The 26,370-nt window shown below is 36.7% G+C and carries 24 protein-coding genes; 7 read left to right on the top strand and 17 right to left on the bottom strand.

The window, feature by feature from the left end:
• From AACY93_RS11415 to AACY93_RS11405, 3 genes are all read right to left on the bottom strand, one after another.
• The coding region (locus AACY93_RS11415; RefSeq protein WP_287006288.1) for a glycosyltransferase at positions 1-124 on the bottom strand (124 nt) is incomplete at its 3' end.
• 79 nt (positions 125-203) lie between these two features.
• The gene (locus tag AACY93_RS11410; RefSeq protein WP_287006287.1) at positions 204-2,606 is read right to left on the bottom strand and encodes a GEVED domain-containing protein; all 2,403 of its coding nucleotides are present in this window, start codon (positions 2,604-2,606) and stop codon (positions 204-206) included.
• Between the two features lie 162 nt (positions 2,607-2,768).
• Complete coding sequence (locus tag AACY93_RS11405; protein ID WP_287006285.1) at positions 2,769-5,516, bottom strand: GEVED domain-containing protein; 2,748 nt, start codon at positions 5,514-5,516, stop codon at positions 2,769-2,771.
• 211 nt (positions 5,517-5,727) lie between these two features.
• Between AACY93_RS11405 and AACY93_RS11400 the strand changes: the two genes are divergently transcribed.
• From AACY93_RS11400 to AACY93_RS11380, 5 genes are all read left to right on the top strand, one after another.
• Complete coding sequence (locus AACY93_RS11400; protein ID WP_287006284.1) at positions 5,728-6,138, top strand: UPF0158 family protein; 411 nt, start codon at positions 5,728-5,730, stop codon at positions 6,136-6,138.
• A 205-nt stretch (positions 6,139-6,343) separates the two neighbouring features.
• Positions 6,344-6,721, top strand: a complete 378-nt coding sequence (locus AACY93_RS11395; protein ID WP_287006283.1) for a hypothetical protein — start codon at positions 6,344-6,346, stop codon at positions 6,719-6,721.
• Positions 6,722-6,785: 64 nt separating this feature from the next.
• Positions 6,786-7,196, top strand: coding sequence for a DoxX family protein (locus AACY93_RS11390; RefSeq protein ID WP_287006282.1), 411 nt, complete (start codon positions 6,786-6,788; stop codon positions 7,194-7,196).
• On the top strand, positions 7,193-7,609 hold the full coding sequence (locus AACY93_RS11385; protein WP_287006280.1) for a DsrE family protein: 417 nt from the start codon (positions 7,193-7,195) through the stop codon (positions 7,607-7,609). The genes AACY93_RS11390 and AACY93_RS11385 overlap by 4 nt, the downstream gene beginning before the upstream one ends.
• Before the next feature lie 10 nt (positions 7,610-7,619).
• Entirely contained in the window at positions 7,620-8,639 is a 1,020-nt protein-coding gene (locus AACY93_RS11380; protein WP_287006278.1) for a TQO small subunit DoxD, read from the top strand.
• A 144-nt stretch (positions 8,640-8,783) separates the two neighbouring features.
• Here the strand turns inward: AACY93_RS11380 and acs are convergent, their stop codons facing one another.
• From acs to AACY93_RS11330, 10 genes are all read right to left on the bottom strand, one after another.
• The gene (gene acs / locus AACY93_RS11375; protein WP_286855001.1) at positions 8,784-10,715 is read right to left on the bottom strand and encodes an acetate--CoA ligase; all 1,932 of its coding nucleotides are present in this window, start codon (positions 10,713-10,715) and stop codon (positions 8,784-8,786) included.
• Positions 10,716-10,740: 25 nt separating this feature from the next.
• Positions 10,741-12,123: an alanine/glycine:cation symporter family protein gene (locus AACY93_RS11370; protein WP_286854964.1), complete on the bottom strand. Its 1,383-nt coding sequence runs from the start codon at positions 12,121-12,123 to the stop codon at positions 10,741-10,743.
• Positions 12,124-12,847: 724 nt separating this feature from the next.
• Entirely contained in the window at positions 12,848-13,669 is an 822-nt protein-coding gene (locus AACY93_RS11365; protein ID WP_287006276.1) for an SDR family oxidoreductase, read from the bottom strand.
• Between the two features lie 87 nt (positions 13,670-13,756).
• Entirely contained in the window at positions 13,757-15,409 is a 1,653-nt protein-coding gene (gene recN / locus AACY93_RS11360) for a DNA repair protein RecN (protein ID WP_287006275.1), read from the bottom strand.
• Between the two features lie 80 nt (positions 15,410-15,489).
• Complete coding sequence (locus tag AACY93_RS11355) at positions 15,490-16,377, bottom strand: DUF4835 family protein (RefSeq protein ID WP_040492337.1); 888 nt, start codon at positions 16,375-16,377, stop codon at positions 15,490-15,492.
• A complete protein-coding gene (coaBC, locus tag AACY93_RS11350) occupies positions 16,370-17,578 on the bottom strand; it encodes a bifunctional phosphopantothenoylcysteine decarboxylase/phosphopantothenate--cysteine ligase CoaBC (protein WP_287006273.1) in 1,209 nt (402 codons plus the stop codon). The genes AACY93_RS11355 and coaBC overlap by 8 nt, the downstream gene beginning before the upstream one ends.
• A 1-nt stretch (position 17,579) precedes the next feature.
• Positions 17,580-17,909, bottom strand: a complete 330-nt coding sequence (locus tag AACY93_RS11345; protein ID WP_007650888.1) for a DNA-directed RNA polymerase subunit omega — start codon at positions 17,907-17,909, stop codon at positions 17,580-17,582.
• Positions 17,910-17,919: 10 nt separating this feature from the next.
• Positions 17,920-18,732, bottom strand: coding sequence for an outer membrane protein assembly factor BamD (gene bamD, locus AACY93_RS11340; RefSeq protein WP_007650886.1), 813 nt, complete (start codon positions 18,730-18,732; stop codon positions 17,920-17,922).
• Positions 18,733-18,848: 116 nt separating this feature from the next.
• Entirely contained in the window at positions 18,849-19,727 is an 879-nt protein-coding gene (gene dapA, locus AACY93_RS11335; protein WP_287006272.1) for a 4-hydroxy-tetrahydrodipicolinate synthase, read from the bottom strand.
• Positions 19,724-20,248, bottom strand: coding sequence for a hypothetical protein (locus AACY93_RS11330; RefSeq protein ID WP_287006271.1), 525 nt, complete (start codon positions 20,246-20,248; stop codon positions 19,724-19,726). The genes dapA and AACY93_RS11330 overlap by 4 nt, the downstream gene beginning before the upstream one ends.
• A gap of 72 nt (positions 20,249-20,320) precedes the next feature.
• On the opposite strand from AACY93_RS11330, the gene AACY93_RS11325 reads away from it, so the two are divergent.
• Both AACY93_RS11325 and AACY93_RS11320 read left to right on the top strand, forming a co-directional pair.
• On the top strand, positions 20,321-21,082 hold the full coding sequence (locus tag AACY93_RS11325; RefSeq protein ID WP_287006270.1) for a 5'-nucleotidase: 762 nt from the start codon (positions 20,321-20,323) through the stop codon (positions 21,080-21,082).
• A gap of 24 nt (positions 21,083-21,106) precedes the next feature.
• Positions 21,107-22,024, top strand: a complete 918-nt coding sequence (locus AACY93_RS11320; protein ID WP_287006269.1) for a metallophosphatase — start codon at positions 21,107-21,109, stop codon at positions 22,022-22,024.
• Here the strand turns inward: AACY93_RS11320 and AACY93_RS11315 are convergent.
• From AACY93_RS11315 to ligA, 4 genes are all read right to left on the bottom strand, one after another.
• The gene (locus tag AACY93_RS11315; RefSeq protein ID WP_339612010.1) at positions 22,014-22,604 is read right to left on the bottom strand and encodes a hypothetical protein; all 591 of its coding nucleotides are present in this window, start codon (positions 22,602-22,604) and stop codon (positions 22,014-22,016) included. The genes AACY93_RS11320 and AACY93_RS11315 overlap by 11 nt on opposite strands.
• A 334-nt stretch (positions 22,605-22,938) precedes the next feature.
• The gene (locus tag AACY93_RS11310; protein ID WP_287006264.1) at positions 22,939-23,661 is read right to left on the bottom strand and encodes a hypothetical protein; all 723 of its coding nucleotides are present in this window, start codon (positions 23,659-23,661) and stop codon (positions 22,939-22,941) included.
• A gap of 184 nt (positions 23,662-23,845) precedes the next feature.
• A complete protein-coding gene (locus AACY93_RS11305; RefSeq protein WP_040492332.1) occupies positions 23,846-24,541 on the bottom strand; it encodes a hypothetical protein in 696 nt (231 codons plus the stop codon).
• A 106-nt stretch (positions 24,542-24,647) separates the two neighbouring features.
• Positions 24,648-26,370, bottom strand: a 1,723-nt coding sequence (gene ligA / locus AACY93_RS11300; RefSeq protein ID WP_339612008.1) for an NAD-dependent DNA ligase LigA, incomplete at its 5' end; no start/stop codon positions are given.

Below are 26,370 nucleotides of genomic sequence, written 5' to 3'. Positions count from 1 at the left end.
CATCTTCCACTATCACAATTTCAAAATTTAAAGCTGTTTCAAGTTTTGTAAAACTTGTTAATAGCTCTTCTATTTCGTCTGGACGATTAAATACAGGTATGATAAATGAAAACTGTAATTGCATATAACAAATGTAGCTAAACCAAAAAATAAAAGCCACTCGTTTGAGTGGCTTTTTAAAATTATATTAAAAAATTACAAACTTACTTCTTAACCACTTTTATGGTTTTGTTTGAATTTTCTACAGTTACTTTCACAAAATAAGTTCCTGCTTGTAAATGAGACATTTCTATTTCAGCTTGAACCGTATTTGGTTTTGTACGTAATACTTCTTGACCCAACATATTGTATACAGCTACATCTTGAATGGTTTTAACACCATTTAATGTAAGTGTATTTATAACTGGGTTAGGATAATAAGTCAGCATATTGCTGATAGCATAATCTTCAACAGATAAATCCCCTCCACAAAGCACAGATCTGGTTCTTCCAACAGTATCACTACCACATTGATCGTCTGGATGCGTGTAAAAATTAACGGCACCTGTTGTTGTAGCTGTCCAAGTAACAGAGCCTACACCATATGCTGCAACGGTAGCTCCACCATCTGCACTGATAGTGATAACATCGGTAGCAATGGAACTATTGAACTGGTATGTTACACCAGAAGTTACAGCTACTACAGAGTATTCACCTCCCCAACCATCGGTAACAATATCGTTAGGCGTTGTACCATCACAGGTTGATGGTGTAAAAGTACTCCCTGGGTATTGACCCCAATCTGCCGTCAAGCAATATCCTGGAGCAGGTCCTGAAGTAAAGCTCCATAGCGCACAACCGGTTGCTTCTGTTGTTCCATTCAATGGCACTATAGACCAGTAAATTGTAGAATCCGTCGCACCTACAGTAGCTTCAAAAAAGGTATCAACTGTATTGTCAAATAAGAATAAATCACTTCCATCTGGCATGAACCCAATATAAATATTATATGAAGTAGGTGTAATTCCTGTTGAAGGAGCTGTCCAAGTCATGGTAATAGTTCCAAAAGGGTCTACACCTGTTTCCCCATTTGTAGGCCAAATTGGTTCTTCGGCACACTCTGTTGGGCAATAATTACTAAAAGTCCCCAATGGAAGATCGCATACACCATCAGAACCGTGTTCCAAGGTTAAAGTAACAGTAGTCCCGTCGGCAAAAGGTCCAGCTTGAGTAACTCCTAAACCACTTACTGTCCAAGTGGAGGTTCCATCTGTAATGATTGGGGTACCATCCCCTAAATCAGTTACATTTACATCCACATAATATTGTAAATTATCACAATCGGCATTCACGGCAGCCGTAGCTACTGGAGGTGAACATGCAGGCGTTACTATATTCACATTGAAATCTGCTGTAACTCCCCAACCGCCACTATAGCATGGGTCTGGTGGTGTTTGACCGAAATCTGAAGTTCCAATTCGCATTCTATGAGTGCCTAATGAAGCAGAAGCTGGCATCACAAATGACGCATCTAAAGTAGTTGGGTTATCTGCCAAAGAGGTTCCGGAATACACTAATTCCGTATCATCAAAAATTAAATTATCATTAAAGTCTATCCACACATAGGTTTCATACGTATAGCCTGTTTGATAGGTGATCATTAAATTGGCAGTTACTCCTTGACCTAAATCTACGGTTGTTGCCGTATAATCTTCGTATGTAACATCTCCAGAGCTGTTAAAGGTAGTAGCACCAAGAACAATATCTCCCAAACCATTTCCGTCTATGGAAGTTGGCACTGAAGTACAATATCCTGTGTAAAATTCAAAAGGGCCAGCCCATGTGCTTGTGCCATCTGTGGCACAATCTGCTTGCACATAATATTGGTAAGCAGTGTTTGCGGTTAAACTACCTACTGTATGTGGATTAGATACGCCTGTTTCAGTAGGGGTTTGGGTTGGTGTAAAACCAGCAGCTCCCAATTCTATATTCCATGCAGTAGCACCATTTGGGTCTGTCCAACTTAAGTTAGCACTAGTGTAAGTAACGCTGGCTGCTAAATCTGTAACAGGCAAACAAGTAGGAGTTTCTTCCACCAACACATCGTCCAAGGTTAGTGAGGCACCATCAACACCTGTATAATTAAACACCAACTGCATGTTGTTGGTTCCTGCATAGGCACTTAAATCTATTGTGATTTCATACCAAACCCAATTGGTAAAAAGGCCTAAATCTGTTTCAGACCAAAGAGGTGTAGTAGTAGTTCCATCTGTGATGCTTACATTAAAATCATAATTATCATTAGGATCCACTGCCCAGTAATAACTCATATTGAACCAAAATCTCAATCTGGGGGTGGTTGCCGATGTTAAATCCAAAACTGGAGAAATCAAATCCTCATTTTGAGGCACCAAAGCTGGATCATATTCCACTTGAGCACTATAGGAGCCGGTATGTGGGTTTGCTGCTTGCCCCCAAGTTAAGGTTGGTCCTCCCGTATTTGTAATGTTTGCTGTCCAACCTGCTGGTGGTACAGAAGTTTCAAATCCTTCATTTAAGTATTGTCCATAAGTCCACGAACTGAAACAAAAAATGAAAGCATAAATTAAAAATGTAATTTTTTTCATGAAAATTTATGTATTTAATAGATTAAATCTAAAAATATAAAAAACATAGGCAATTTAGTTTCAAAATTCCTACAAATCGACAAAAGACGTTTTAAAACGATTAAAATAAAAAAACCACTCTTTATGAGTGGTTTTTTGGTATTAGTTAATTATGATTAAGGCTTATTTTTTAATCACCTTAATGGTTTTGGTTGTGTTTTCAATCATCACTTTAACAAAATACGTACCTGATTGAAGACCAGACATATCCACATCGCTATTAACGGTGTTAGGAGCCGTACGTAGTACTTCTTGACCTAACATGTTATAAACAGCTACATTTTGAATGTCTTTTACACCTCTTAAAGATAAGGTGTTGTTAACTGGGTTCGGGAAATAGGTAAATTGAGATATTTCAAGATTTGCAACAGATAAAGAGTTATCAACTGTAATCTTATAATCTTCTACCTCTCCTCTTCCAGAGCCAAATGAACAAGCATCATCATCCCCTGGATTTGAATCATTCCAATCAATCAACACTCTCATTCTATAATCTCCATTTGCAGTACCATTAGGAACAGTAATTGTACCTGTAAACGGTCCATTACCAAAACTTGTGGTAGAGTAAACCACTTCAGATAGATCAAAAACAAAATCGTTATTCCAATCAATCCAAATAGCAGCACCTACAGTACCTCCCACAATTCCAACGCTGAAATCAAAATTCTGATCAGATGCAAGTTCTACATAATGCGTACTATAATAATCACCATAATTACCCGTAGCAAATCCTGAAGCCGAATTATCAATATTCATGCCTGCTGCTCCAGTAGTCGTGAAATTATCTATATATGAGCTAGAACTAGTTCCTGTAGGGATACAATAACCAGCATTGAAAGTAAATGGACCTGCCCAAGAGCTTGTATCTCCACCACCACAATCGGATTGCACATAAAAATCATATAAGGTATTTGCTGTTAAGCCTGTAGCTGTTGCAGTTAAACCTGCAGCACTACCTGAATCTACTATGCCATTACCTTGACCATTACCAGCTGGTACTACTTCCCAATTGTATGCCGTTGGTGCGGTTCCTTGCGTTGGCGCATCCCAGCTTAAATCAGCTGAATTTGGAGCTACAAATGCAGCACTTAGGTTACTTGGATCATAACAGGTTGGTGGTGTGTTTAAACAAAAAGTAAACGAACCAATATCGTTATTACCCCAATCGTATATTCTTAAATAATAAGTAGCTCCAGAAGTTAATCCTGTAAAACTTGCTGTAGCAGAGGTTGTACATCCTTCTTCAACTAAAGCACCACAAGTACCACTATATAACTCTACTTGAGTTGTAGAAAATACAGAAGCCGATCTCGTATAAACCAACTCTGTTTCACCAACTGGCATATCGAATGTGTACCATACATCACCTCCAGAATAAGTAGCTGTTGCACAACCTGCTTGAGCGACACCAGAATCGGTTGCTCCAGCATTATGTCCTGTTACTGACGTTCCACAAGAACCCAACCCTACAGGAGCTACTTCTGCACTGGCACAAGTATCGTTTGCTGGTGGTGTTAAAGAAGTAAAACTAAAAGGACCAGCCCAAGTACTCAACCCATTGGTATCGCAATTGGATTGTACATAAAAATCGTAGTCATTCCCAGCTGTTAAACCAGTAGCTGTATCTGTTGTTACTCCAACTGCTGTTGAACCTGAAGCAACTGGTGTATCTACATCTGGATCATCAAATTCATTCATTACAACCCAATTGTAACCTGCAGTTGCACTACCTTCCACATCCCAAGATAGGGTTGCAGATGTATCGCCAGGAAGCACTGTAACATCTAGGTTTGTTGCTTCAAAACACGTTGGAATTGCAGCACAGGTTAATGTCACATCAATTGTTCCTGTAGTTGTATTACCTGATGCATAATGGGCAATATACACAAAATAAGTTTCTCCTGGAGAAGATGTAAACGTATGGGTTTCCATACCTACACTACCATCATCACAAACTATATTTACTAAACTACCACAAGCACCACTTGTAATTGCCATTTCATGATCGAAACTAGCTGTAGATTCTACAGTCATATCACCACCAGTACCAGTAAAAGTAAACCAAATACCGTTATCTCCTATAGAACAACCACTTCCTTCTTGATTTCCTGTAGAACCAACAGAACTTGCATTTATAGTATCACCACAAACCATTGGTGTGGCATTAGCACAATCGATATTAGATGGAGGACAGAAATACTGAAAATTCCCTAAAGGGAAATTACAAGCTGGATCTGAATGTTCCATTGTAAGAGTTACATTTGTTCCACTTGCATAAGGCCCAGCTGTTACTGTTCCTGCCACAATTGGGAATGAACCTCCTAAACCATCGGTAATAACAGTGCCATCTCCAACTGAAGCAATATCAACATCAATACTAAATTGTGAATTCCCACAATCTGGCATTTCTGTTTCGCTGTTTGATACTGCAGGTGTACATGAAGGTGTTAGATAGGTAATATCCAGATCGATATCAAAATAAACTGTATCAGAATATGCATCAATATCATTACTTGTTAGAGTAATGGTTGTAAATCCTGTTACATCAAGACCATTAAAGTCCGCATCACATCCAGCAGCTATAGAAGTTCCATCTGCTACACCACCAGTAACCGCTAAATCGAAAGCATACCAGTTTCCACAATATGTTGTACCTCCTGTTGGAGAACTATAATGTGATGTAAAAGTCCCTAAAGAAACTGCTTGCAATGGTTGCCCACTATTAACTGTAATGTCACCTACATTAATAGTCAAAACAGTTGGAGCAGAATCAGTACCGTTTGTACCAAAATTCTGAGTCGCTGTTGATTGCGCATGCCCTTGCCAACAAAAGGCAAGCATGGCAACTAATAAAAACGTAATTTTTTTCATATTAATTAATTAATTTATTGATTAGATTCTAAAAATATTGATAATATTTAGTTAACGAAGTGTTAATTCAGATAAATCGATAAAGTGTAATATTTTTAAGTTGAAATACTTGAATCTATAAAAAATCTCATGTTTTATTAAAGCCACAACTAATTTGTAAGAAAAAACGCTGGCTCTCATACACTATCCATGGAGTATCTATGGAGTATCTATGGAGACAAAAATAACTAAAGAAATAGCCCAGAATCTGAATTGTGGATTAGATTCTTATTTTAACCCTAAAACCGATGAAATTATAAGTATTCCGAATTTCTCACTGAAAGCGGACGAAGAAGAATTTCAAGAAGCTTTTAAAGCTGATTTACAAAAAGTATCTAAAAACAAATCTGATTATATAAAAATTGAGGTTCTAGAGGGTTTTGAGTCGTTTAAAATTATGGAAAGGTTTGTTAACCAAATGCCCGAAAATCAATTGAAGTTAGATTTAGAAAAGGCTTTACACAATAAAAAACCCTTTCAAAACTTCAAGTATTCAATCGAAACCTCTGATTTTAGGAACCTATGGTTTGAATTCAAACAAAATGAACTTGAAAAAATTGTTATGGACAAATTAAACCTATAAAAACCTACCCACATCTCTGTAAATAATAAATGCTTATTTTAGTGCCAAACCCAAAGGAAAGCAGGTGTTTGCTTTGTTCCTGTGCAATACTTACTTATCTACCTAAAGCCATAATAAACAGCTAAGTTGTTCTTTTAAAAAACACCGATGGGATATTAAGAAAACTATAACAATATCCTATGGTATAAATCCTATTTTTGTAGCTATGAAAGCCACATTGGAAACAAAAAACCTAAAACTTATACTGTCCGTTTTTGGATTGGCTTGTCTCTTATTGCTGTCTCCTTGCAAAATAAGGAATGTTATCCAGGCACAAGTAGGCTTGCCACAAACCACGGTTTTAAATAAGAGTCAAACCACTATTTCCACAACAGGTTGTGTGGCTTTTGATGTTGCCGAAATTAAGCATGCGTCTTCAACACCCGTTACAAAAACAGTTGACATTTTTTTTAATGAGAAGTTATTTGCTTTTCATTCCCCAATTCAATCAAAGGCTACAAATGCTATTCGAATCAGTACATCCAAACCGATTCCTTCCACACCTCTTTACATTTTATATCAAAACATCCTGGTCTATTCGTAATTGATTATTTCTTATAAAACGAAACATTTATACAACTGTATTTAAGAATCAATTACACATAACAATGAAGCTACAAGAAAAAACCCTTGAAGTGAGCTACAGGTCTGTAGTGATACTTCGCATCATGCTAAGTTTAATTTTTATTGTGGCAAGTACAAGTCACTTTTTTAAACTGGAGCAAACAGTCAAACGAATAGAAGCCGCCAATTTTGGTTTTATTGCCCATGTATTAGGAACAGCTGAAATTGCAGTGGTACTTTCAGGCATGGCTATGCTACTTGCTGGGATAGCCTTATTAGTAGGCTTTAAAACAAGAATTTCGGCTATCATTTTAATGGCCGTTTTGATCCTTATTACATTAACCATACAAGTTGGTCAAACGGCCACTTTAGGACCTTTGTTTAAGAATATTGCTATTCTGGGAGGTCTTATTTTTTTCACTCTAAATTCAAACATAAAATTAAAAAAACAATGAAAAATATATCAATCATCACAATGCTATTGGTCCTATTGGGAATAGAAACTACCCAAGCACAAACCATTCACCCTGAAAAGACTAATTATTTGGTGCTTTCAAAGAACATACAACAGCTTAAACCCGTCATGCAGACAGCAGCCGAACTTGCAAAGCAAGATGGCAATGATTACGGTGAGTTCTATGTGATTTTTTGTGGCAAAACCGTTCAAGGGATTATAAAAGACAATGAATTTCTTTCGCTCGCTAAACAAGCAAAAGAACAGAACCTGAAAGTCTTTGTATGTGGACTGTCGTTAAAAAAGTTTGAAATAGACCCCAAAGACATCCCTAAAACCATGGAAGTAACTGAAAATGGGATTCTGGATGGGTTTCAACTTACCAAAAAAGGGTTTATCACTATAACTATTTAAACAGCAAAAAATGAAAGACATAAATATAAAGAACGATTCGGGCCTGTTGGCCTTAGCACTAAGACTTGTAGTAGGTTGGACTTACTTTTCGGCCTTTTGGCGACGTGTAGCCTTGGAAAATAAACTTGACCCGGAAGGAGCTGGGTATATTGGAGAAAAATTCAATGCCTTTTTACCCAATGCCTTGGGCATAAAACCCATTATTCAATATTTAGTAGAGAACCCCGATATGCTTTGGATCAATATGGTAATTTTTACAATAGTTGAAGGTATAGTTGGCTTGTTGATTATGTTTGGTTTGTTTACCCGAATGATGAGCATTGGCGTGTTTGGTTTGGCAATGGGCATCCTTTTAGGCTCGGGCTGGATTGGCACAACGTGTCTTGACGAATGGCAAATAGGGATTTTAGGAATAGCTACAGGTTTTGTTCTATTCTTAACAGGAAGTGGAAAATATTCGTTGGACAATTACCTGATTAAAACTAATGTTTCAATAAGCAGAAAGAAATGGTTTGCTTGGCTTGGTTCTGGCGTCATTCCCATTAAGGACAGTATTTTCCCTAGAGTAGTATTAATAGGGTCCATATTCATTCTTGGGATGACCTTAATGACCAATCAGGTATTTCACGGTGGTGTTTGGGGCACACTTCACAATAAGTCCGTAAAACCGAAACTGGAAATTACGGAAGGAAAAATTGAAAATTCCACACTTTCTTTTGATGTGTTTAGAACAGAAGGCGTTGATGTTTATGGGTCTTGGGTTATAGCAATTGAGTTAGTTGATAAAAACAATAAATCCGTTTTGAAATATGCACAAGAAGACCTAGCGCAACTAAATAAGAAGAGTATTTATAATTATTATGTTGCTAAAATAAAACCAGGCACACATAGTTTGATAGTTCCTTTGGGTGCCAAGGCTAGGCTGCATTTGGAAAGTGACAACTTGACCCACTTAAACAAAGGAAGCTATACCTTGAGGCTCACCGACATAAGTGGCGCATTTTGGGAGCATGACATTGTAAAGTCTTAGTAGACAAACAACCTTAAATTAAAAAAGACTTTCTGAAACGCGATGGGTACATTTTATCTAGCATTGCACGTTTTCAGGGAGTCTTTTTAATATGATGCATGCTATTCACCTAAAAACAGACAGCTACATCTGGTGTTAGATACCTTATAAGGCTTGATCCATAATGTCCTGTACCACTTCGGGATTCAATAAGGTACTAATATCCCCTAGATTAGAGGTGTCTTTTTCTGCTATCTTACGCAAGATACGTCTCATGATCTTTCCACTTCTGGTTTTGGGAAGGCCTTGTGTAAACTGAATTTTATCTAATTTAGCTATGGGTCCAATATGTTCTGTAATGATCTGGTTGATCTCCTTGCGCAAATTATCTGGATCCCTACTTTCTCCGGTATCCTTTAATATTACATAACCATAAAGCGCATTCCCTTTTACATCGTGAGGGAATCCTACAATGGCAGATTCTGAAACGGCTGGATGCTCGTTAATAGCATCTTCAATTGGTGCCGTACCTAGGTTGTGACCAGATACAATAATCACATCGTCTACTCTGCCTGTTATTCGGTAATAACCAACCTCATCTCTTAAAGCACCATCTCCAGTAAAGTATTTACCTTCAAAAGCTGAAAAATAGGTATCCTTATAACGCTGATGGTTGCCCCAAATGGTACGTGCCATACTAGGCCAAGGGAATTTAATACACAAACGACCTTCCACCTGATTGCCTTTAAGCTCCTGGCCTGTTTCATCCATCAAGGCAGGTTGGATGCCTATAAAAGGTAAGGTGGCATAGGTAGGTTTTGTAGGTGTTACATAAGGAATGGGCGTAATCATGATGCCTCCTGTTTCGGTTTGCCACCAGGTATCCACCAAAGGGCTTTTCTTTTTCCCCACATTATCGTTATACCAATGCCAAGCCTCTTCGTTTATAGGCTCACCAACAGACCCCAAGACTTTTAAAGAGCTTAAATTGTATTTGTCCACCAACTCCGACCCTTGTTTGGCTAGAGCCCTAATGGCGGTAGGAGCCGTATAGAACTGGTTCACTTTGTGCTTATCCACGATGTCCCAAAAGCGTCCAAAATCCGGATAATGTGGCACCCCTTCAAACAGCACCGAAGTAGCGCCATTGGTTAAAGGCCCATACACAATATAACTGTGTCCGGTGATCCAGCCAATATCTGCCGTACACCAATACACATCGTTTTCCCGATACTGAAAGACATTTTTAAAGGTATAGGCCGTAAAAACCATATAACCTGCTATGGTATGCACCATGCCTTTTGGTAGCCCAGTAGAACCAGAGGTATATAAAATAAACAAAGGGTCTTCGGCTTTCATCAATTCGGCTTGACATTGGTCTGAAGCAGCATCTAAAAGAGGTTGCAACCATTCGTCACGACCTTCTTTCATAGAAATATCACTAGCAATACGTTTTACCACTAAAACGCTTTCCACACCAGGACATTGTTCCAAGGCATCGTCTACAATGCCTTTTAAATCTATTGTTTTGGCTCCACGATAGGAACCGTCGGCTGTGATGACCATCTTGCAATCGCAGTCGTTAATTCGGGTTGCCAAAGCAGTAGAAGAAAAGCCGGCAAATACCACAGAATGTATGGCTCCAATTCTGGCACAGGCCAAAACAGCAATGGCCAGTTCTGGGATCATGGGTACGTAAATACAAACCCTGTCGCCTTTTTGGATGCCTTTTGACTTTAACACGTTTGCCATTTTATTCACCCGATGATACAGTTGTCTGTAACTAATGTGCTCTGCCCCCTCTTCGGGATTGTTAGGCTCAAAAAGAATGGCTGTTTTGTCGCCTCTGGTTGCCAGGTGCCTATCTATACAATTTTCTGTAATGTTCAATTCGGCTCCTTCAAACCAGCTTACTTCGGGCTTGTTAAAATCCCAACGCAATACGTGATTCCATTTTTTACGCCATAGAAAATGTTCTTCGGCGACTTCTTCCCAAAAGTTCTCTGGTTCCCGAACCGATTTTCTATATACTTGATAATATTCCTCTAAATGTTTGATGTGGTAATTACTCATTGTTTTTTGGTTTACTGTCGCGATTTGAAGTGTTTGGGTTTAAAAACCGTTATTGTTTGTTTTCGTTTTCAAGTCTTCTAAAATACAATTTTATTTCTTTAGTGACCCTTGGTGCCAAGATTAAAGTTGCTGTCATGGTTGGGATGGCCATTAAGGCAAAAAAGCCATCAATTAAGTTAATCATCATTGCCAAAGAGGTTGTTGCTCCCATGATGATACTGGCAATATATAGGTAATTATAGTAATGTTTATGGTCTGCCCCAAAGAGAAAGGACATGCACTTGGTTCCATAATAGGAGTATGAGAATAAAGAAGAAACGCTAAATACAGTGATACAGAGCAGTAACAAATATGTTCCTATTCCAGGCATGGCCTCAGCAAAAGCCGACGCTGTTAAACTCACTCCATTGGCATTTGTAGATTGCCAGACGCCTGTTACCAAAATAGCCAAAGCCGTTAAGGTACAAACCACCAAGGTATCTATGGCTGGGCCCAACATGGCCACCAAGCCTTCACGAACGGGTTCGTTGGTTTTGGTTGCCCCATGCGCCATTGGTGCTGTCCCGATTCCTGCTTCGTTTGAAAACGCACCACGTCTGATACCCAAAAGGATTAGACCACCAACAACACCACCCAGAAAAGAATCGCCTTTAAAGTTTGTGGCTGTAAAGGCATCTGTAAATATCATTAGGAAGTATTTTGGCACCACATCAATATTCACCATTAGAATAAAGAGGACCAACACAAAATAAAGCAGTACCATGCTGGGCACCATTTTGGAGGCCACTTTACTGATTCGGTTTAAGCCTCCAAGTATCACCATGGAGGTTACAATAACCAAAACTACGCCTATGATGAGATTGGAATTAAATCCGACTGCAACGCCATTGGGCTCCAATAAAATATCGTTAATGGCTTGTGTTAATTGATTCACATTAAAAACCGGCAATGCGCCAACCAAGCCACACAAACTAAAAAACACAGCCAATGGTTTCCATTTCTTCCCCAGTCCTTCGACAATAAAATACATGGGACCACCTTGAATGTTGCCATGACTGTCTTTTCCACGATACATAATCGCTAAAGAAGCGGTAAAAAATTTGGTACTCATGCCAACAACGGCACTGATCCACATCCAGAACACGGCTCCAGGACCACCAATGGAAATGGCCACAGCCACACCTGCTATATTCCCCATCCCAATGGTAGAAGACAAGGCTGTTGTTAAGGCTTGAAAATGTGTTATTTCACCAGCATCGTTAGGGTTGTTGTATTTGCCCCGTAATACCTGAAAAGCATGACCAAGATACCTAAAGGGTAAAAACCTGGAGAAAATAAGCAAGTACAAGCCTCCACCAATTAGCAGGAGCAATAAAGGCAAACCCCAAGCGTAAGATGCGAAGTCTGAAATAATTTGATTGAGTTGTTCCATTTCCTATTTTAAGCTCCATAAATGTATTAAAAGGAAATGACACTTAAAATCATTTTCAAATTATAATACATCATGACGCTTAGCAAATTGATTGGTTTCACCACGTTAAGTTTGGTAACCATTGGCTAGATATGTGGTTTAGTCGATTTTGACCCGAGGTTACCCCGAGGTAGACCCGAAGTAAACCCGAAGTAGACCCGAAGGAGCTACGGCTGAACCCCTAAGCAGGTCTTTATTTATAAGGGTTTAGAGCGGTTGCAAACAGGCATAACCTGTATTGACCTAATGAAGTGGACTTTGAAAGATTAAGATACTTTTTTTTTCTTAAAGTCCAAAAAAAAGTGGCCATTATTTAAGTTGTGTATAAAAAAATGACCCGTCCTAAAATAGCTTTATAGGTGGTTATTAGATACATTCTGACATTGTGATACAATACTACTTTTTAAACCTAAATTGATTGTACAGGTTCCATACACTCTCCATACATTCTCTATACATTATCCATACTTGAGCCATACTTAAGCCATATACCAGCCATTGAGGTGACCCGTTCTAAAATAACTTTACAGGTTTTAAAAAGAATCCAATACATTACTTGACAGCATTACATTGGCTTTTCAGTAACATTTTAGACCGTTTGTAAAGGATATACTTATGTTTAAAAAAAAAAGAGTCAAATAATATGACTCTTTTTTTTAAACTTATTTTATAGCTTGCATAAGTCTTATTCGCTTCCTTTAATAAACGCCTCCATAACCTCGTTACTCACACCTACATTGCTAAAGCCGCCATCGTGGAATAGGTTTTGTAAGGTCACTTTTTTGGTAAGATCGCTAAACATGGCAACCGTATAATTGGCACAATCCAAAGCTGTGGCATTTCCTAGAGGAGACATTTTATCGGCATAAGCAATAAATCCATCAAAGCCCTTTACGCCACTTCCTGCCGTTGTAGGTGTTGGCGATTGTGAAATGGTGTTCACTCGAACTGTTTTGTCTTTTCCAAAGAAATAACCAAAACTACGTGCTATACTCTCTAGATATGCTTTATTATCTGCCATATCGTTGTAATCTGGGAACACACGCTGTGCAGCCATGTAAGTTAAGGCTACAATACTTCCCCAGCTGTTCATAGCGTCTTTTTTATATAAGGTTTGCATAACTTTATGGAAAGACATAGCCGAAATATCGGTTCCTTTTTGGGTCCAATCATAATTTTGGTCTGTGTAAGCATTTCCTTTTCTAACATTGATAGACATTCCAATAGAATGCAAAACAAAATCCAATTTGCCCCCTAAAATCTCCATGGATTGTTCAACCAAATTTTCCAAATCTTCCAGGGATGTGGCATCAGCAGGAATAATTTGAGATCCTGTTTTTTCAGCCAAGGCATTAATTTGCCCCATACGCAAAGCTACAGGTGCATTGGTGAGTACAAAAGTACCTCCTTCTTCATGAACACGTTCGGCAGTTTTCCATGCAATGGAATTTTCATCAAGCGCTCCAAATATAATTCCTCTTTTTCCTTTTAATAAGTTGTATGACATATCGCTAGTTATTTTTGTTTGGTGTTACTTTCTTTAAAAGTCAAAGTTAATAAAACTTTAATCTTAAATCTTAAACTTTTTCTTTTTTTAATTGAGCAATTGCTTGGCATGTGCCATGGCAGATGAGGAAATTTCAACACCTCCCAACATTTGTGCTATTTCCACCAAACGTTCGTCGTGATTTAATTTTTTTAGGTTTGTAAGTGTTACCTGATCTACATCTTCCTTAAATACTTTAAAATGGGTATTGCCTTTTGCTGCAATTTGTGGTATGTGGGTAATGGCAAATACTTGCATGTACTGACTCATTTGCAACATGATTTGTCCCATTTTATTTGAAATTTCCCCTGAAACCCCTGAGTCTATTTCATCGAACATAATGGTTGGCAACTGTTTGTATTTGGAGAGAATGGATTTAATGGCCAGCATGATCCTAGACAATTCGCCTCCCGAAGCTGCTTTTTTTAACTCATTGAATTGCCCTCCTTTGTTGGCAGTAAACAAAAAGGATAATTCGTCCTTACCATTGGCGTAAAAGGTGTCGCTGTATTTCAAGGACATCTTAAACTTGGCATTGGGCATGCCTAAATCCCGTAACATAGTTTCCAGCTGATTTGACAATTCTGGAATGGCTTTGGTTCGGTTATCGTGCAACTGCTTGGACAGTTTGTTTAGAGCGTTCTTTTGTTGTTGTAATTGGTTTTCTTTTTTCTGAATGTTTTCATCCAGGTTTTCTGTTTCTGATACCTTGTCCGTGAGTTGATCTTTGATTTGTATCAATTCTGAAACCGAAGAAACTAAGTGCTTCTGAAATAGATTGTTAAGCAATGACAATTTGGAACTTACCTTTTCCAAACGTTCTGGGTCTGCATCCAATTGGTCCTGAAGTTTTTCCAATTCAGCATACACATCGTCCAATTCAATCAAACTGCTTTCAATTCTTTCATATAATCCTTGATATTTAGCAGCATAAGGCCCTATTTTCTTAAAATTGCCCTTTAGTTGGGACAACACAGAGAGCAAGCCTATCTCCTCTTCACTGAACACTTGAGAAGCATGCGATAAGGTTTCCCTAATTTCCTCAACATTACTAAGGGTTTCGAGTTCCTCTTCAAGAGTTTCCAATTCGCCTTCCACCAGATTGGCCTCGGTTAATTCTTTTAATAAAAAGGAATTATAATCATACTCCTTGATAGCTTCAGCTTTAAATTTCATCAAGGTGTCCAATTCTTTTTGAATGGTTTTAAACTCCTTGAGCTGAATGGCATAGTCTTTTAACAAGGTGTCATTACTGGCCAAGGCGTCTATTATTTCAAACTGAAATGCATCGTCCACCAACTGAAGGGTTTCATGTTGGGAGTGAATATCTATCAGTTGTTCGCCCAAAAGTTGGAGCGCAGTTAGGTTTACTGGAGAGTCGTTAATAAAGGCTCGGGATTTTCCTGTTGGCAAAATTTCCCTTCTTATGATGGTTTGTGGTTCATAATCCAGATCGTTTGCCTCAAACAAGCTTTCAAGTTTGTAATTGGTAACATCAAAAACAGCCTCTATGATACATTTTTTAGAAGTGTCCTTTATACTGCTCAAGTCTGCCCTTTTTCCCAAAATTAAGGACAAACCTCCCAATAAAATGGATTTTCCGGCTCCAGTTTCGCCAGTAATAATAGAAAAACCTTGGTTAAATTGCACCTGAAGGCTATCTATTAAAGCATAATTTTTTATGGATAAAGAAGTGATCAATGGTATTTCTAGAATTTAGGTTAAAGGTAAGTAATTTCAAGAAATGTTATGTCTAAATATCACATTTAAGGACTAAAATATCAGTACTTGATATTTCGCCATTGACTGGAATACATAGGTGCCACATTGTTAAGTGCATCCACAAGTTTATCGATGCTCACACTAGGTCCAGAGCTAAAGATATCTTGAATTTCGTCGGCCTTGGCATCAAAAAAAGTTCTCAGGATAAACGAGTTGGGCCTCACTCTATTCATGGCTTCCAAGCTTACCAAAGCATTCGCAATATTAGATTTGGCTTGTTTTTGGTCTTGGTGCATGAGGTCAAGACCATTTCTATGATATTGGTACATAACCTCCCTGTAAGCTTCAAAGGTTTGAGATAACATATTATCCACCAACACATATCTGGATTGTGTGCCATCGCTTAGTTGCCAACCTTTACTGTTCTGACCTTGGGAATAATTTACAATATTTTGAGCTTGTTTGAAATAGGTATCACCTCCATTAAGTTCAAACGTGTCAGCGTCAATCCCTAAAATCATATATACATGAAAAGCCAGTACAGAAATTAGATTGGATTCAAAAGCATTGGGATTGTAAACCATGTTTTGAAATTCCAGATACCTAAACGTAAAATCCTTATCGTTTACGTTATGAACAGGTGTGGTATAAGAAGACCCATAAACAGGTCTGGAAGATTGTACTTGTATGGTGGCATTGAACACATCTCCAGCATAATCGGTTACATTAATGTACATGGAACACTCTATACGTTCTTGGTTGGTAAACTCCTTATTGGTCCATTTTGTGGTGTTTACAAATTCAAAAATTTGCTTTTCCAAGGTTTTGAATACAGGCAAATTGCTATTACCAGTTTGCTCTGCATTAATCACTACGTTACAGTTTAACTCCTGTGCGTAAGTTGCAACACTACTACACCATATTAAAAATACTAGAATCCTACCCATGCAATTGTTTTATAATTTCGTTTAGAAGGTCTTTTGCCACTTCTGCTTTCGACTTGAGTTTATATTCGGTAACCGTATCTTTATTATCGATAATGGTTACTTTATTGGTATCGGTTTTAAAACCTGCGCCTTTATCTTGTAACGAATTTAATACAATTAAATTTAAATTCTTCTTTTTTAGTTTTGCTTTTGCATTTTCAAGTTCATTTTCCGTTTCTAAGGCAAAACCAACCAATAATTGCTTTTTCTTAATGACACCTAAGGAGGCTAAAATATCCTTTGTTTTTTCCAACTGTAATGTTAACGTGGTATCTGCCTTTTTTATTTTCTGATTGGCTATTTCTACTGGTTTATAATCTGCAACAGCTGCAGCTAAAACAGCTATGTCCATATCTTTAAAATACTTATGGGTTTCTTGATACATCTCTTCTGCTGAAGTTACCGAGACAACCCGTATCAGGCTATGGGCAATGGACAAGTGTGTTGGACCCGAAATTAATATAACTTCTGCTCCAAGATTTGCTGAAGCTTTAGCGATTTCAAAGCCCATTTTTCCACTGGAATGATTTCCTATAAATCGCACAGGATCTATAGCCTCGTAAGTTGGTCCAGCAGTAATGAGTACTTTTTTACCACGTAAAGGCAATTTCTTTAATATATCGTTTTCCATAAAGGAAAGGATATCTTCAGGTTCAGCCATACGTCCTTCCCCTATCAAACCACTGGCCAGTTCGCCACTGGTTGCTGGAATGATAGTGTTTCCATAGGATTCCAGTTTTTCAAACGATTGTTTGGTGGTTGGATGTTTGTACATATCCAAGTCCATAGCTGGAGCAACATAAACAGGACATTTTGCAGAAAGATAGGTTGCCAACAATAAGTTATCGCAAACACCATTGGCCATTTTGGACAAGGTGTTTGCCGTAGCAGGAGCAATAACAAAAACATCTGCCCAAAGACCCAATTCCACATGGTTGTTCCATAGCTCGCTGTCCACATCGTCCACAAAAGTTGAATGTACAAGGTTTTTGGATAAGGTGGAGAGTGTTAACGGCGTAACAAAATCTTTTGCAGATGGCGTAATTACCACTTTAACATTGGCCCCAGCTTTTATAAACAGCCGAACCAATGAAGCAGATTTATAAGCAGCAATACCAGCACTAATGCCTAAAAGTATGTTTTTGCCGCTTAGTATTGACATATTATGCTTTTGTGTCTTCTTCTGTGTTTCTGTAGTAAATTTTACCATCTAACCATTCCTGCACTGCCAAAGCGTGAGGTTTAGGTAATTTTTCGTAAAATTTAGAAACTTCTATTTGTTCCTTGTTTTCGAAAATCTCTTCCAGACTATCGTTAAATGTAGCAAATTCTTCAAGCTTTTCTATTAATTCTTTTTTGATTTCAGAATTAATTTGCTCTGCTCTTCTAGAAATAATAGAAATAGACTCATAGATGTTTCCAGTGGCTTCGTCTATTTTATTTCTATTGTAAGTAATGGTATTAACAGGAGCTTTGATTTTTTTTAAATCCATTGTATTGTATTTAGCTTTTAGTACTGTATTTTTCCAATTCTTTGGTAACGTCTTCCAACATTTTGTTGGCGTCTTCCATACGCTCAGAATTGCTGTAATTTTTTTTATAGTTATTATAGTGCGCTTTTACACTTTCCAAACGATTTTGTCTTTTGGATTCAATACTGTTCATTGCCAAATGATAAGCTGAATCCAGTTTGTAGTAATAGGCATCTTCCCTAAAGCTAGAACCCGGGAAATCCAATATAAAATTATCGAACGCTTTTATCGAGGCATCATAATCCCCTGTATAACCAGCAATTTTATTGTATTGCTTAGCAATTTCAAAGGCTTTTTTCTCTAACTTAAAATCCAGTTCCTGAACCAATTTACTGGCTTCCGGTAAAAACTCCGATTCCGGATAAAGATTTATAAACCCTTGTAATTTTTCTATGGCATCCCTAGTTTCTGTTTGATCCTTGGAATAAACAGGAGATAACATATAAGCACTTTTTCCACTTAAAAACGCAGCTTCTTCCACTTTTTCACTTTGAGGGTAAGCCGAAGCAAATCTCTCAAACTGATAACTTGCCAGATAGTAGTCCTTCATTTCATAAAAAGACTTGGAGTACAGGAACATAAGCTTTTCGGCTTGAGGCTTTCCTCTATAATTTGGAACTATTTGAGCAAACAATTTATTTGCTTTGGCAAATTTCCCTTTGTTATACATTTCTTCACCAACTCTAAATTTCTCTGCAATATCTGGTTTTTTCAGTGCTTGTTGATATGGACTGCAAGAACTTAAAACAGTGAATGTTATAAATAAATAAAAAAGTTTCTTCATAATTTTTAAACAGGAGGCAAAATTAAGCTATTATAATGGATTTTAAAAATATTATTTTCAGCTAAAATAATTGCTTAAACAGGCTTTATATCAGGTTTAAGTATAATTTAACTTTTTTAAAATGTATTTACAAAATGGTCTATCTTTGTTTTTAAGGCATTTGAAGCTACCACAAGTGGTAATCTTACAGTATCCTTACACAACTTTAAACGCTCTAAAACAGCTTTTATTCCTGCTGGATTGTTTTCAGCAAAAATTAAAGAGATAATATCCAAAAACTGATAGTGAAGATTATAGGCCTCTTTAGCATTCCCTTCCAAGCCTAAATGAATCATTTTTGAAAACTTCTCCGGAAAAGCCTGACCAATTACCGAAATAACTCCTGCACCACCTGCTAGGGTTACAGGCAAAGCCAAATCGTCATCTCCTGAGATGATTAAAAAATCTTCTGGTTTATTTTTTATTAATTGAAAATATTGCGACATATTTCCTGCAGCTTCTTTTATACCTACAATATTATTGCATTCTGTAGCCAATTTGATAACTGTTTCCGGTAACATGTTAGACGCCGTTCTGCCTGGAACATTGTATAAAACAATAGGTTTGGGCGATGCCAAGGAGATGGCTTTAAAATGTTGATAAATTCCTTCTTGGGTTGGTTTGCTGTAAGCAGGAGAAACAGATAAAATAGCAGTTATGTGTGAAAAATCGGTAGAATTGATTTCTTCAATTAACTGCGCTGTATTGTTTCCTCCTATACCCAAGACCAAAGGCACTCTGTTGGCATTTGCGGTCACTATGGTATCGATAACAGCTTTTTTTTCTTCTTTGGTTATGGTAACACTTTCTCCGGTTGTGCCACTTATTACTATATAATCTGTTCCGTTTTCAATATTGAAATTTACAATTTTGGCAAGCGCCTCATGGTCTATGCTTAAGTCTTCCTTAAAAGGTGTTACAATTGCTATCCCCAGACCAGTTAATTTGTTTTTCATGTGTTAAATTTGTTTAGTACTTTTAAGTACTTGGTTAATTCAGCCTTAAAAGCTTCAATGTTCGTTAATTCTGTTTTAATTATCAAATCGTTAAAGCGCTTGTCCAATTGAAAAATCCCAACCTTAAAATGGGCTTTGGAAGCTGCAGTTAAATATTTCAACTCCAAAACATCCTTGGAATAATAGCTTATCAATACATCAAATTCCGTATCCAAAAAACCTTGCAGTTCCACATTGTTAATTTTACCGTTCCAGGTAAAATCTTTAGGGTTGAAACAGGTTTCCCAGGAATAAGTCACTTCTTTTTTTGATGTTGTAAACGCAATGATCCTTAACTTATTGGGTCTAATTTGTAAAGCTGTGGCTATGGTTTTAATGGCTTCCAAATCTTGGGTTTCATCAGCATTTATAATAATTCCCATGCTTTCAATTTTATTGGAATTAAAATCTGCTTCCCGATTGTTTAAAATACTATTTAAATTCTTTTTAATAGATTTTTCTTTTAAACCCTTTAAAATCATTATATCTTTATACTTTGTTACAAAGGTAGTAAAAGTACACACAAAAAATTATTAAAACCCAGATGTTTCATCATGAATTTTAAGCCTTTATTTACGCTTTTTTTTATAGCTTTCATGTTTTCTTGCAAGCAAGAAACGCAACACTTAACAAGAATTGAAGGCAAACAAATTGCCATTACAGACAGCTTGGAAACAGATGCTGGTATTGAAGCTTTTGTCAAGCCTTACAGGGAACACATAAACAAGGACTTGGACAGTGTTATAAGTTATGCTGTAGCCACTTATTCCAAAAGCGATGGTGAACTTAACACTGCCATTGGAAACTTATTTGCCGATGTGATTTACGAACAATCCAATCCCGTTTTTAAAAAACGAACCGGAAAAGATATTGATATGGTCCTGGTAAACCATGGTGGTATCCGTTCCATTATTTCCAAAGGTGATATTACCACCAGAACAGCTTTTGAAATCATGCCTTTTGAAAACAGCGTGGTGGTTGCTGCCATTAAAGGATCGCAGGTTAACGATTTAGTCGATTATTTAGTTGCTGCGAAAAGAGCACATCCTATTTCAAAATTAAATCTAACAGTCGATACAAACTACCAATTGGTTGATGCCAGAATCAATAACAAATCCATAGACACGAGCAAAATTTATTATGTGGCCACAAACGATTATTTGTACAATGGTGGCGATGGGATGGATTTTTTTAAGCCCAGCGACAGTCTGTATATCTTAAATTATAAGATTAGAAATGCCTTATTGGATTATTTTTACAAAACAGACACTATTAATCCAGTGATTGATGATAGATTTATAAAATTAGACCAATAAGCATCCAAAATATTTTCAAAGCCCATGAAAAGAAGAGATTTTATTCAGCAATCCACAGCCGCAACAGCCTTGATAACTTTGGGAGGACTTACCTTACCGTCGTTTACAGCTGCCAATGCAAGCAAGCACATTACCATTTTACACACCAACGATGTCCATAGCCATATAGATCCATTTGGTCCTGAAGATGGCAGAAACCCAAATAAAGGAGGGATTGCTAGAAGAGCCAGTTTGGTTCAGGCCATTCGAAATGAAAACACCAACACTTTATTGTTGGATGCTGGAGATATTTTTCAAGGCACGCCATATTTTAATTATTATGGTGGTGAACTGGAATTTAAGCTCATGAGCAAATTAAAATATGATGCAGCCACGATTGGGAATCATGATTTTGATAATGGGATTGATGGACTGTATGCCCAATTGCCACATGCAGAGTTTGATTTTCTTTCCGCCAATTACAATTTTTCAAATACCATTTTGGACACACATGTAAAACCATACAAAGTGTTTATAAAAGATGGCATTAAAATAGGTGTTTTTGGTGTTGGGATTAAATTGGATGGCTTGGTATTAAAGAACCTGTACAAAGAAACCGTTTATTTAAACCCTATTGAAATTGCCCAGGACATGAGTCGTATCCTTAAAGAAGACGAACAGTGCGATTTGGTGATCTGTTTATCGCATTTAGGCTATAATTACAGTAACGACCCAGAAAAACCTAGCGATTTAAAACTTGCAGAAAAAACAAAGCATATCGATTTGATAATTGGTGGCCATACCCATACCTTTCTACCCAAACCAACAATCACCAAAAATGCTGAGGGTAAAAACACCCTTGTAAACCAAGTAGGTTGTTATGGAATTAATTTAGGACGTATTGATTTTTATTTTGATTCCGACAGAAACAAAACAGCCAACGGAACTTCCATTATTGTCTAGATAGTACCAAGCTTGTATCTTCTGTTTCCAATGCTTTAGAACTGCTTCGTTCCAAGACCAATTGTTTTTTGCGCAGTCTGTTCTCTCCTATCATGAAATTGAACAAGAAGAACAGGCCTATTATATGCAGCACATGGTCCAACATTACAAAACTCCAATTGTAGATATAATAATTGCTTATATAGTGCAGCACATCAGAAAACACAAAACACAAGGTAGTAAACAAAAACAAAATGGACTGTTTGGTATCTGCATTTAAATAAGCCACAAACGACATAAAGGTCAAAGCTATTAAAGACACACTTTTTAAAGCAAACAGATTCACTTCTGTTGCATCTATGATGAGTGTTTTTAAAATTCCAAACAATTCATATAAAAAATAAGAGTTTATGCTTACAACCACTAACAAATAGGTTGCTACAACCTTATCTATCCTAATACGCTTAAATTTGGATATAATGTACACAATAAGCGTGATATAACTTAAAAAATAGATGAAGCTTGAAAACTTCATTACGGAATTATTGGTCACAAATACCGAAGAAAAATCTCCAATAAAAGAGAGCAATAAAAAAACCACGAACACTAAGTTTACATACTTGTTTTTAATGTAATAAAACATAACAAAAACAGGAACTAACAAGGGTTTTGTAATTTGTAACAACAAACTGTTTTCACTATAGGAAGCAAAAACGTTTAACAAGATAAGTAAAAACAGAACGCATAAAAAAATTCTGTTATAACTAATTTTTAGCCATTCTTTCACGGTAAATAATCATAAGTAGGTTGACTCAAATATATACAATTACAACGATATTAACGTGCAGTTCATCGAAAAGTATGTTAAAATATTATCTAATAAACCTAAACAAAAAGAAAGAAAACCATAAAACAGAAGATAAGCCTCAGTTTTTTTAAGTAAACAACTTAAAGGTTTTTTCATTCCTGATTCTTGAATGAAAATAATAGAAACTAAAGGCCAATACAAACAGGATTGTAGAAGTAAAATTAAGCATGTCCTGATCCACTATATAAAAATAGGCTATTTGTATAAACTCCGAAAAAACAATACACAAAGACCCTAAAAAAAACAACAGGGACCTTTTGCTATCGTTATAAAAATAAGCTATGAGTGCAAAACTTAAGAGCAAAAGCATGACCACATTGTAAACCAATTCCACATACACCAAATAAGAATTGCTAAATACAGGGTCCACAATGTTTAAAAGCACATAAACGATATAAACATTCAACAAGCCCAAGACCAAAAGATGCAGCTTGTAGTTTTTAATCACTTTTTTTACGTTCAAACCTTTTACCACTTCAAATATCAATAAAATGTATGCAACAATATAAAGTGTGTTCCCTAAAATATAGTATGTGTCCAAAGCTTTGGTTGTATTTAGATAATATCCCATAAATGAAGATAGATCTGAAATGGAAAACAACACTAAAAACCAGGTAAAATAAGGCGATTTATTTTTTACGTTTATAAAATACAATAAGGTAAATAAAGGTACGATCAATGATTTTGATATAGCGGAAATAAAATATTCCTCTTGAAACTGAAACAGCGCAAAAGAAAAACATAGCAAGATAATAATAGCTATGAGAATGTTAGATTTAGTTAGATTCATAATCCATCATTTGAAAGCAAATATATACAACAAACACAATTAAACGTAAAAATAATACATTTTATCGATAAAATAAAGCTTATTTATAATAGTTTTAAATAATTTTATAAACCATTAAATCTGAAATATCACACAAAAACCACTAAGAGACTAGAATAGGTTTAGCTATCATTATTGCCTAAAATCAATATTCCTCATAATTATTAGCTGCATGGCTTTTAAACGTTATGGTGGCCGAAAAATAGAACATTAAAAAGGCACAAAGTTCCAATAAAATGGAAACTATACGGATTATGCTCATTTCTTCTGAAAGATAATAATAGCCTATCAGCAAAAATTCGAAAAAAGTCAAAGCCAAACATCCAGAAAACAAAAGCAAAGCTTTGTTGTTTTCATTCAACAGATAATTAAAAAAAGACATGCTTAACAAGCCTAACAAGATAATATTGTAAACATGTTCAAAAATCCTAACAAATTCAATGTGATCGGTTTCAAAAGTGATGGGATTGATAATTGTAGCCATCACAAAAACAATGTATATGTTCAATAAAGTCAGGACCGCAAAATGAATGGGGAATTTTTTAAGAATCTCTTTCATGTTCACTGTTTTATTCAATTCCAAAAATAAAAACACATACGAAAGCATGTACAGGCCATTACATAAAAAATACATGTGCTCGTTATAACTCTCCTGATCGAAAAAATTTATAATATCAGAAATGGAATAAGTAATTAAAAACAAACTGAGAAAAGTGGGTTTGTTTTTTACTTTAAAAAGATAAAACACAGTAACAATAGGTGCTATAAACATTTCTATTAAGAAGTCCTTACTAAAATCAAAAAATTCCAAAAGGACAAAATACGAAGCAAAAATGGTCATCTAAAAGTTGTGTCGTGGTTAGTTTATGTGTGCAAATATATCTAATAAAACACAATTAAACGACAATTAAAACACACTTTAACGACACTTAAATCAGGTGTTTCATTTACTGAAGCAAGTTTAAAAAATCCTGTTCTGAAATGATGTTTACCTGTAGTTTTTCGGCTTTCTCCCTTTTACTTGGTCCCATATTATCTCCTGCCACCACATAGTTGGTTTTACCAGAAATGGAAGAAGACACTTTGCCTCCATTATCCTCAATAAGTTTTTTTAATTCGTCTCTGGAAACTGTATGAAACACACCAGAAACAACAAATATATTACCTTCCAGTTTGTTGGTTTGATTGGCTAGTTTTTCTGCCGAAATTTCCAACTGTACACCAAATTTCTTTAACCTGTTGATAATCTCTCTATTTGTTTCCGAACTGAAAAACTCGACAACGCTCTCGGCAATCTTAACTCCAATTTCATCCACCAGAATCAAATCTTCATGAGAGGCATTCGCTAAAGCTTCGATACTTTTATAATGTTTAGCCAATTTTTTAGCAACTGTTTCTCCTACATATCGTATTCCCAAAGCATATAAAACCCGTTCAAAAGGCACCTCTTTGGACAGTTCGATTCCCTTAATTAAGTTTTCGGCACTTTTTTCTGCCATTCGTTCCAATGGGATTACCTGTTCTTTGGTAAGCTCATACAAATCTGAATAATCCTGAATCAAGCCTTCATTTACCAATAAGGCAACTGTTTCCCCTCCCAAACCTTCTATGTCCATGGCTTTTCTAGAAATAAAATGTTGTATCCTTCCAATAATTTGTGGTTTACACCCATTGTAATTAGGACAGTAGTGTTGCGCTTCCCCTTCGGTTCTTACCAGTTGGGTATGGCATTCGGGACAATTGGTAATATATTGGGTAGGCACCGAGTTTGCAGGTCTTTTACTCAAATCCACAGCTATAATTTTAGGGATGATTTCGCCACCTTTTTCAACAAAAACCTCATCGCCAACCCTAATGTCCAATTTTTCAATTTGGTCTGCGTTATGCAAGGAAGCCCTTTTTACGGTTGTTCCAGCCAGTTCTACAGGCTCTAAATTGGCTACAGGCGTGATGGCACCTGTTCTGCCAACTTGATAGGTAATTTCGTTTAACCTGGTTGAAACTTGTTCTGCTTTAAATTTATAAGCAATGGCCCAGCGTGGTGCTTTTGCTGTATACCCTAATTCTTCTTGTTGTTGCAAGTTGTTTACCTTAATTACCACACCATCGGTTTCGTAAGGTAGTGCATGTCTATGTTCGTCCCAATAGTTTATAAACTCCAAAACACCATCTATGGAATGTACCAATTTGGCAGCTTGTGGCACTTTAAATCCCCAGGAACGTGCTTTTTCCAAACCTTCAAATTGTGTTTTTATGTTTAAATTGTTTCCCACAATGCTATAGAGCAAACACTCCAAAGGCCTTTTGGCTACTTCACTGCTATCCTGAAGTTTCAGGCTTCCAGAAGCTGTATTTCTTGGATTTCTGTAAGGCTCCTCTCCTATTTCAATACGCTCTTCGTTCATTTTATGAAAGCCTTCAAAAGGCAGAACAATTTCACCACGAATATCAAATTTTTCGGGATAATCCCCTTGCAATTGCAAAGGCACGGATTTAATGGTTTTAACATTGGCAGTTACATTGTCTCCCTGAACACCATCGCCTCTGGTGACAGCCTTTACAAATAAACCGTTTTCATAAGTTAAACTTATGGAAGCACCATCGTATTTTAATTCGCAGGTAAATTCAAGGTTGCCATCCACCAATTTTTTAATTCGGGTTTCCCAATCC

It is taken from the genome of uncultured Xanthomarina sp. (genome assembly GCF_963971605.1).
GTDB lineage: Bacteria > Bacteroidota > Bacteroidia > Flavobacteriales > Flavobacteriaceae > Xanthomarina > Xanthomarina gelatinilytica.
Note: the sequence above shows the minus strand (reverse complement) of the source record. Positions and strands in the feature narration are given on the sequence as shown.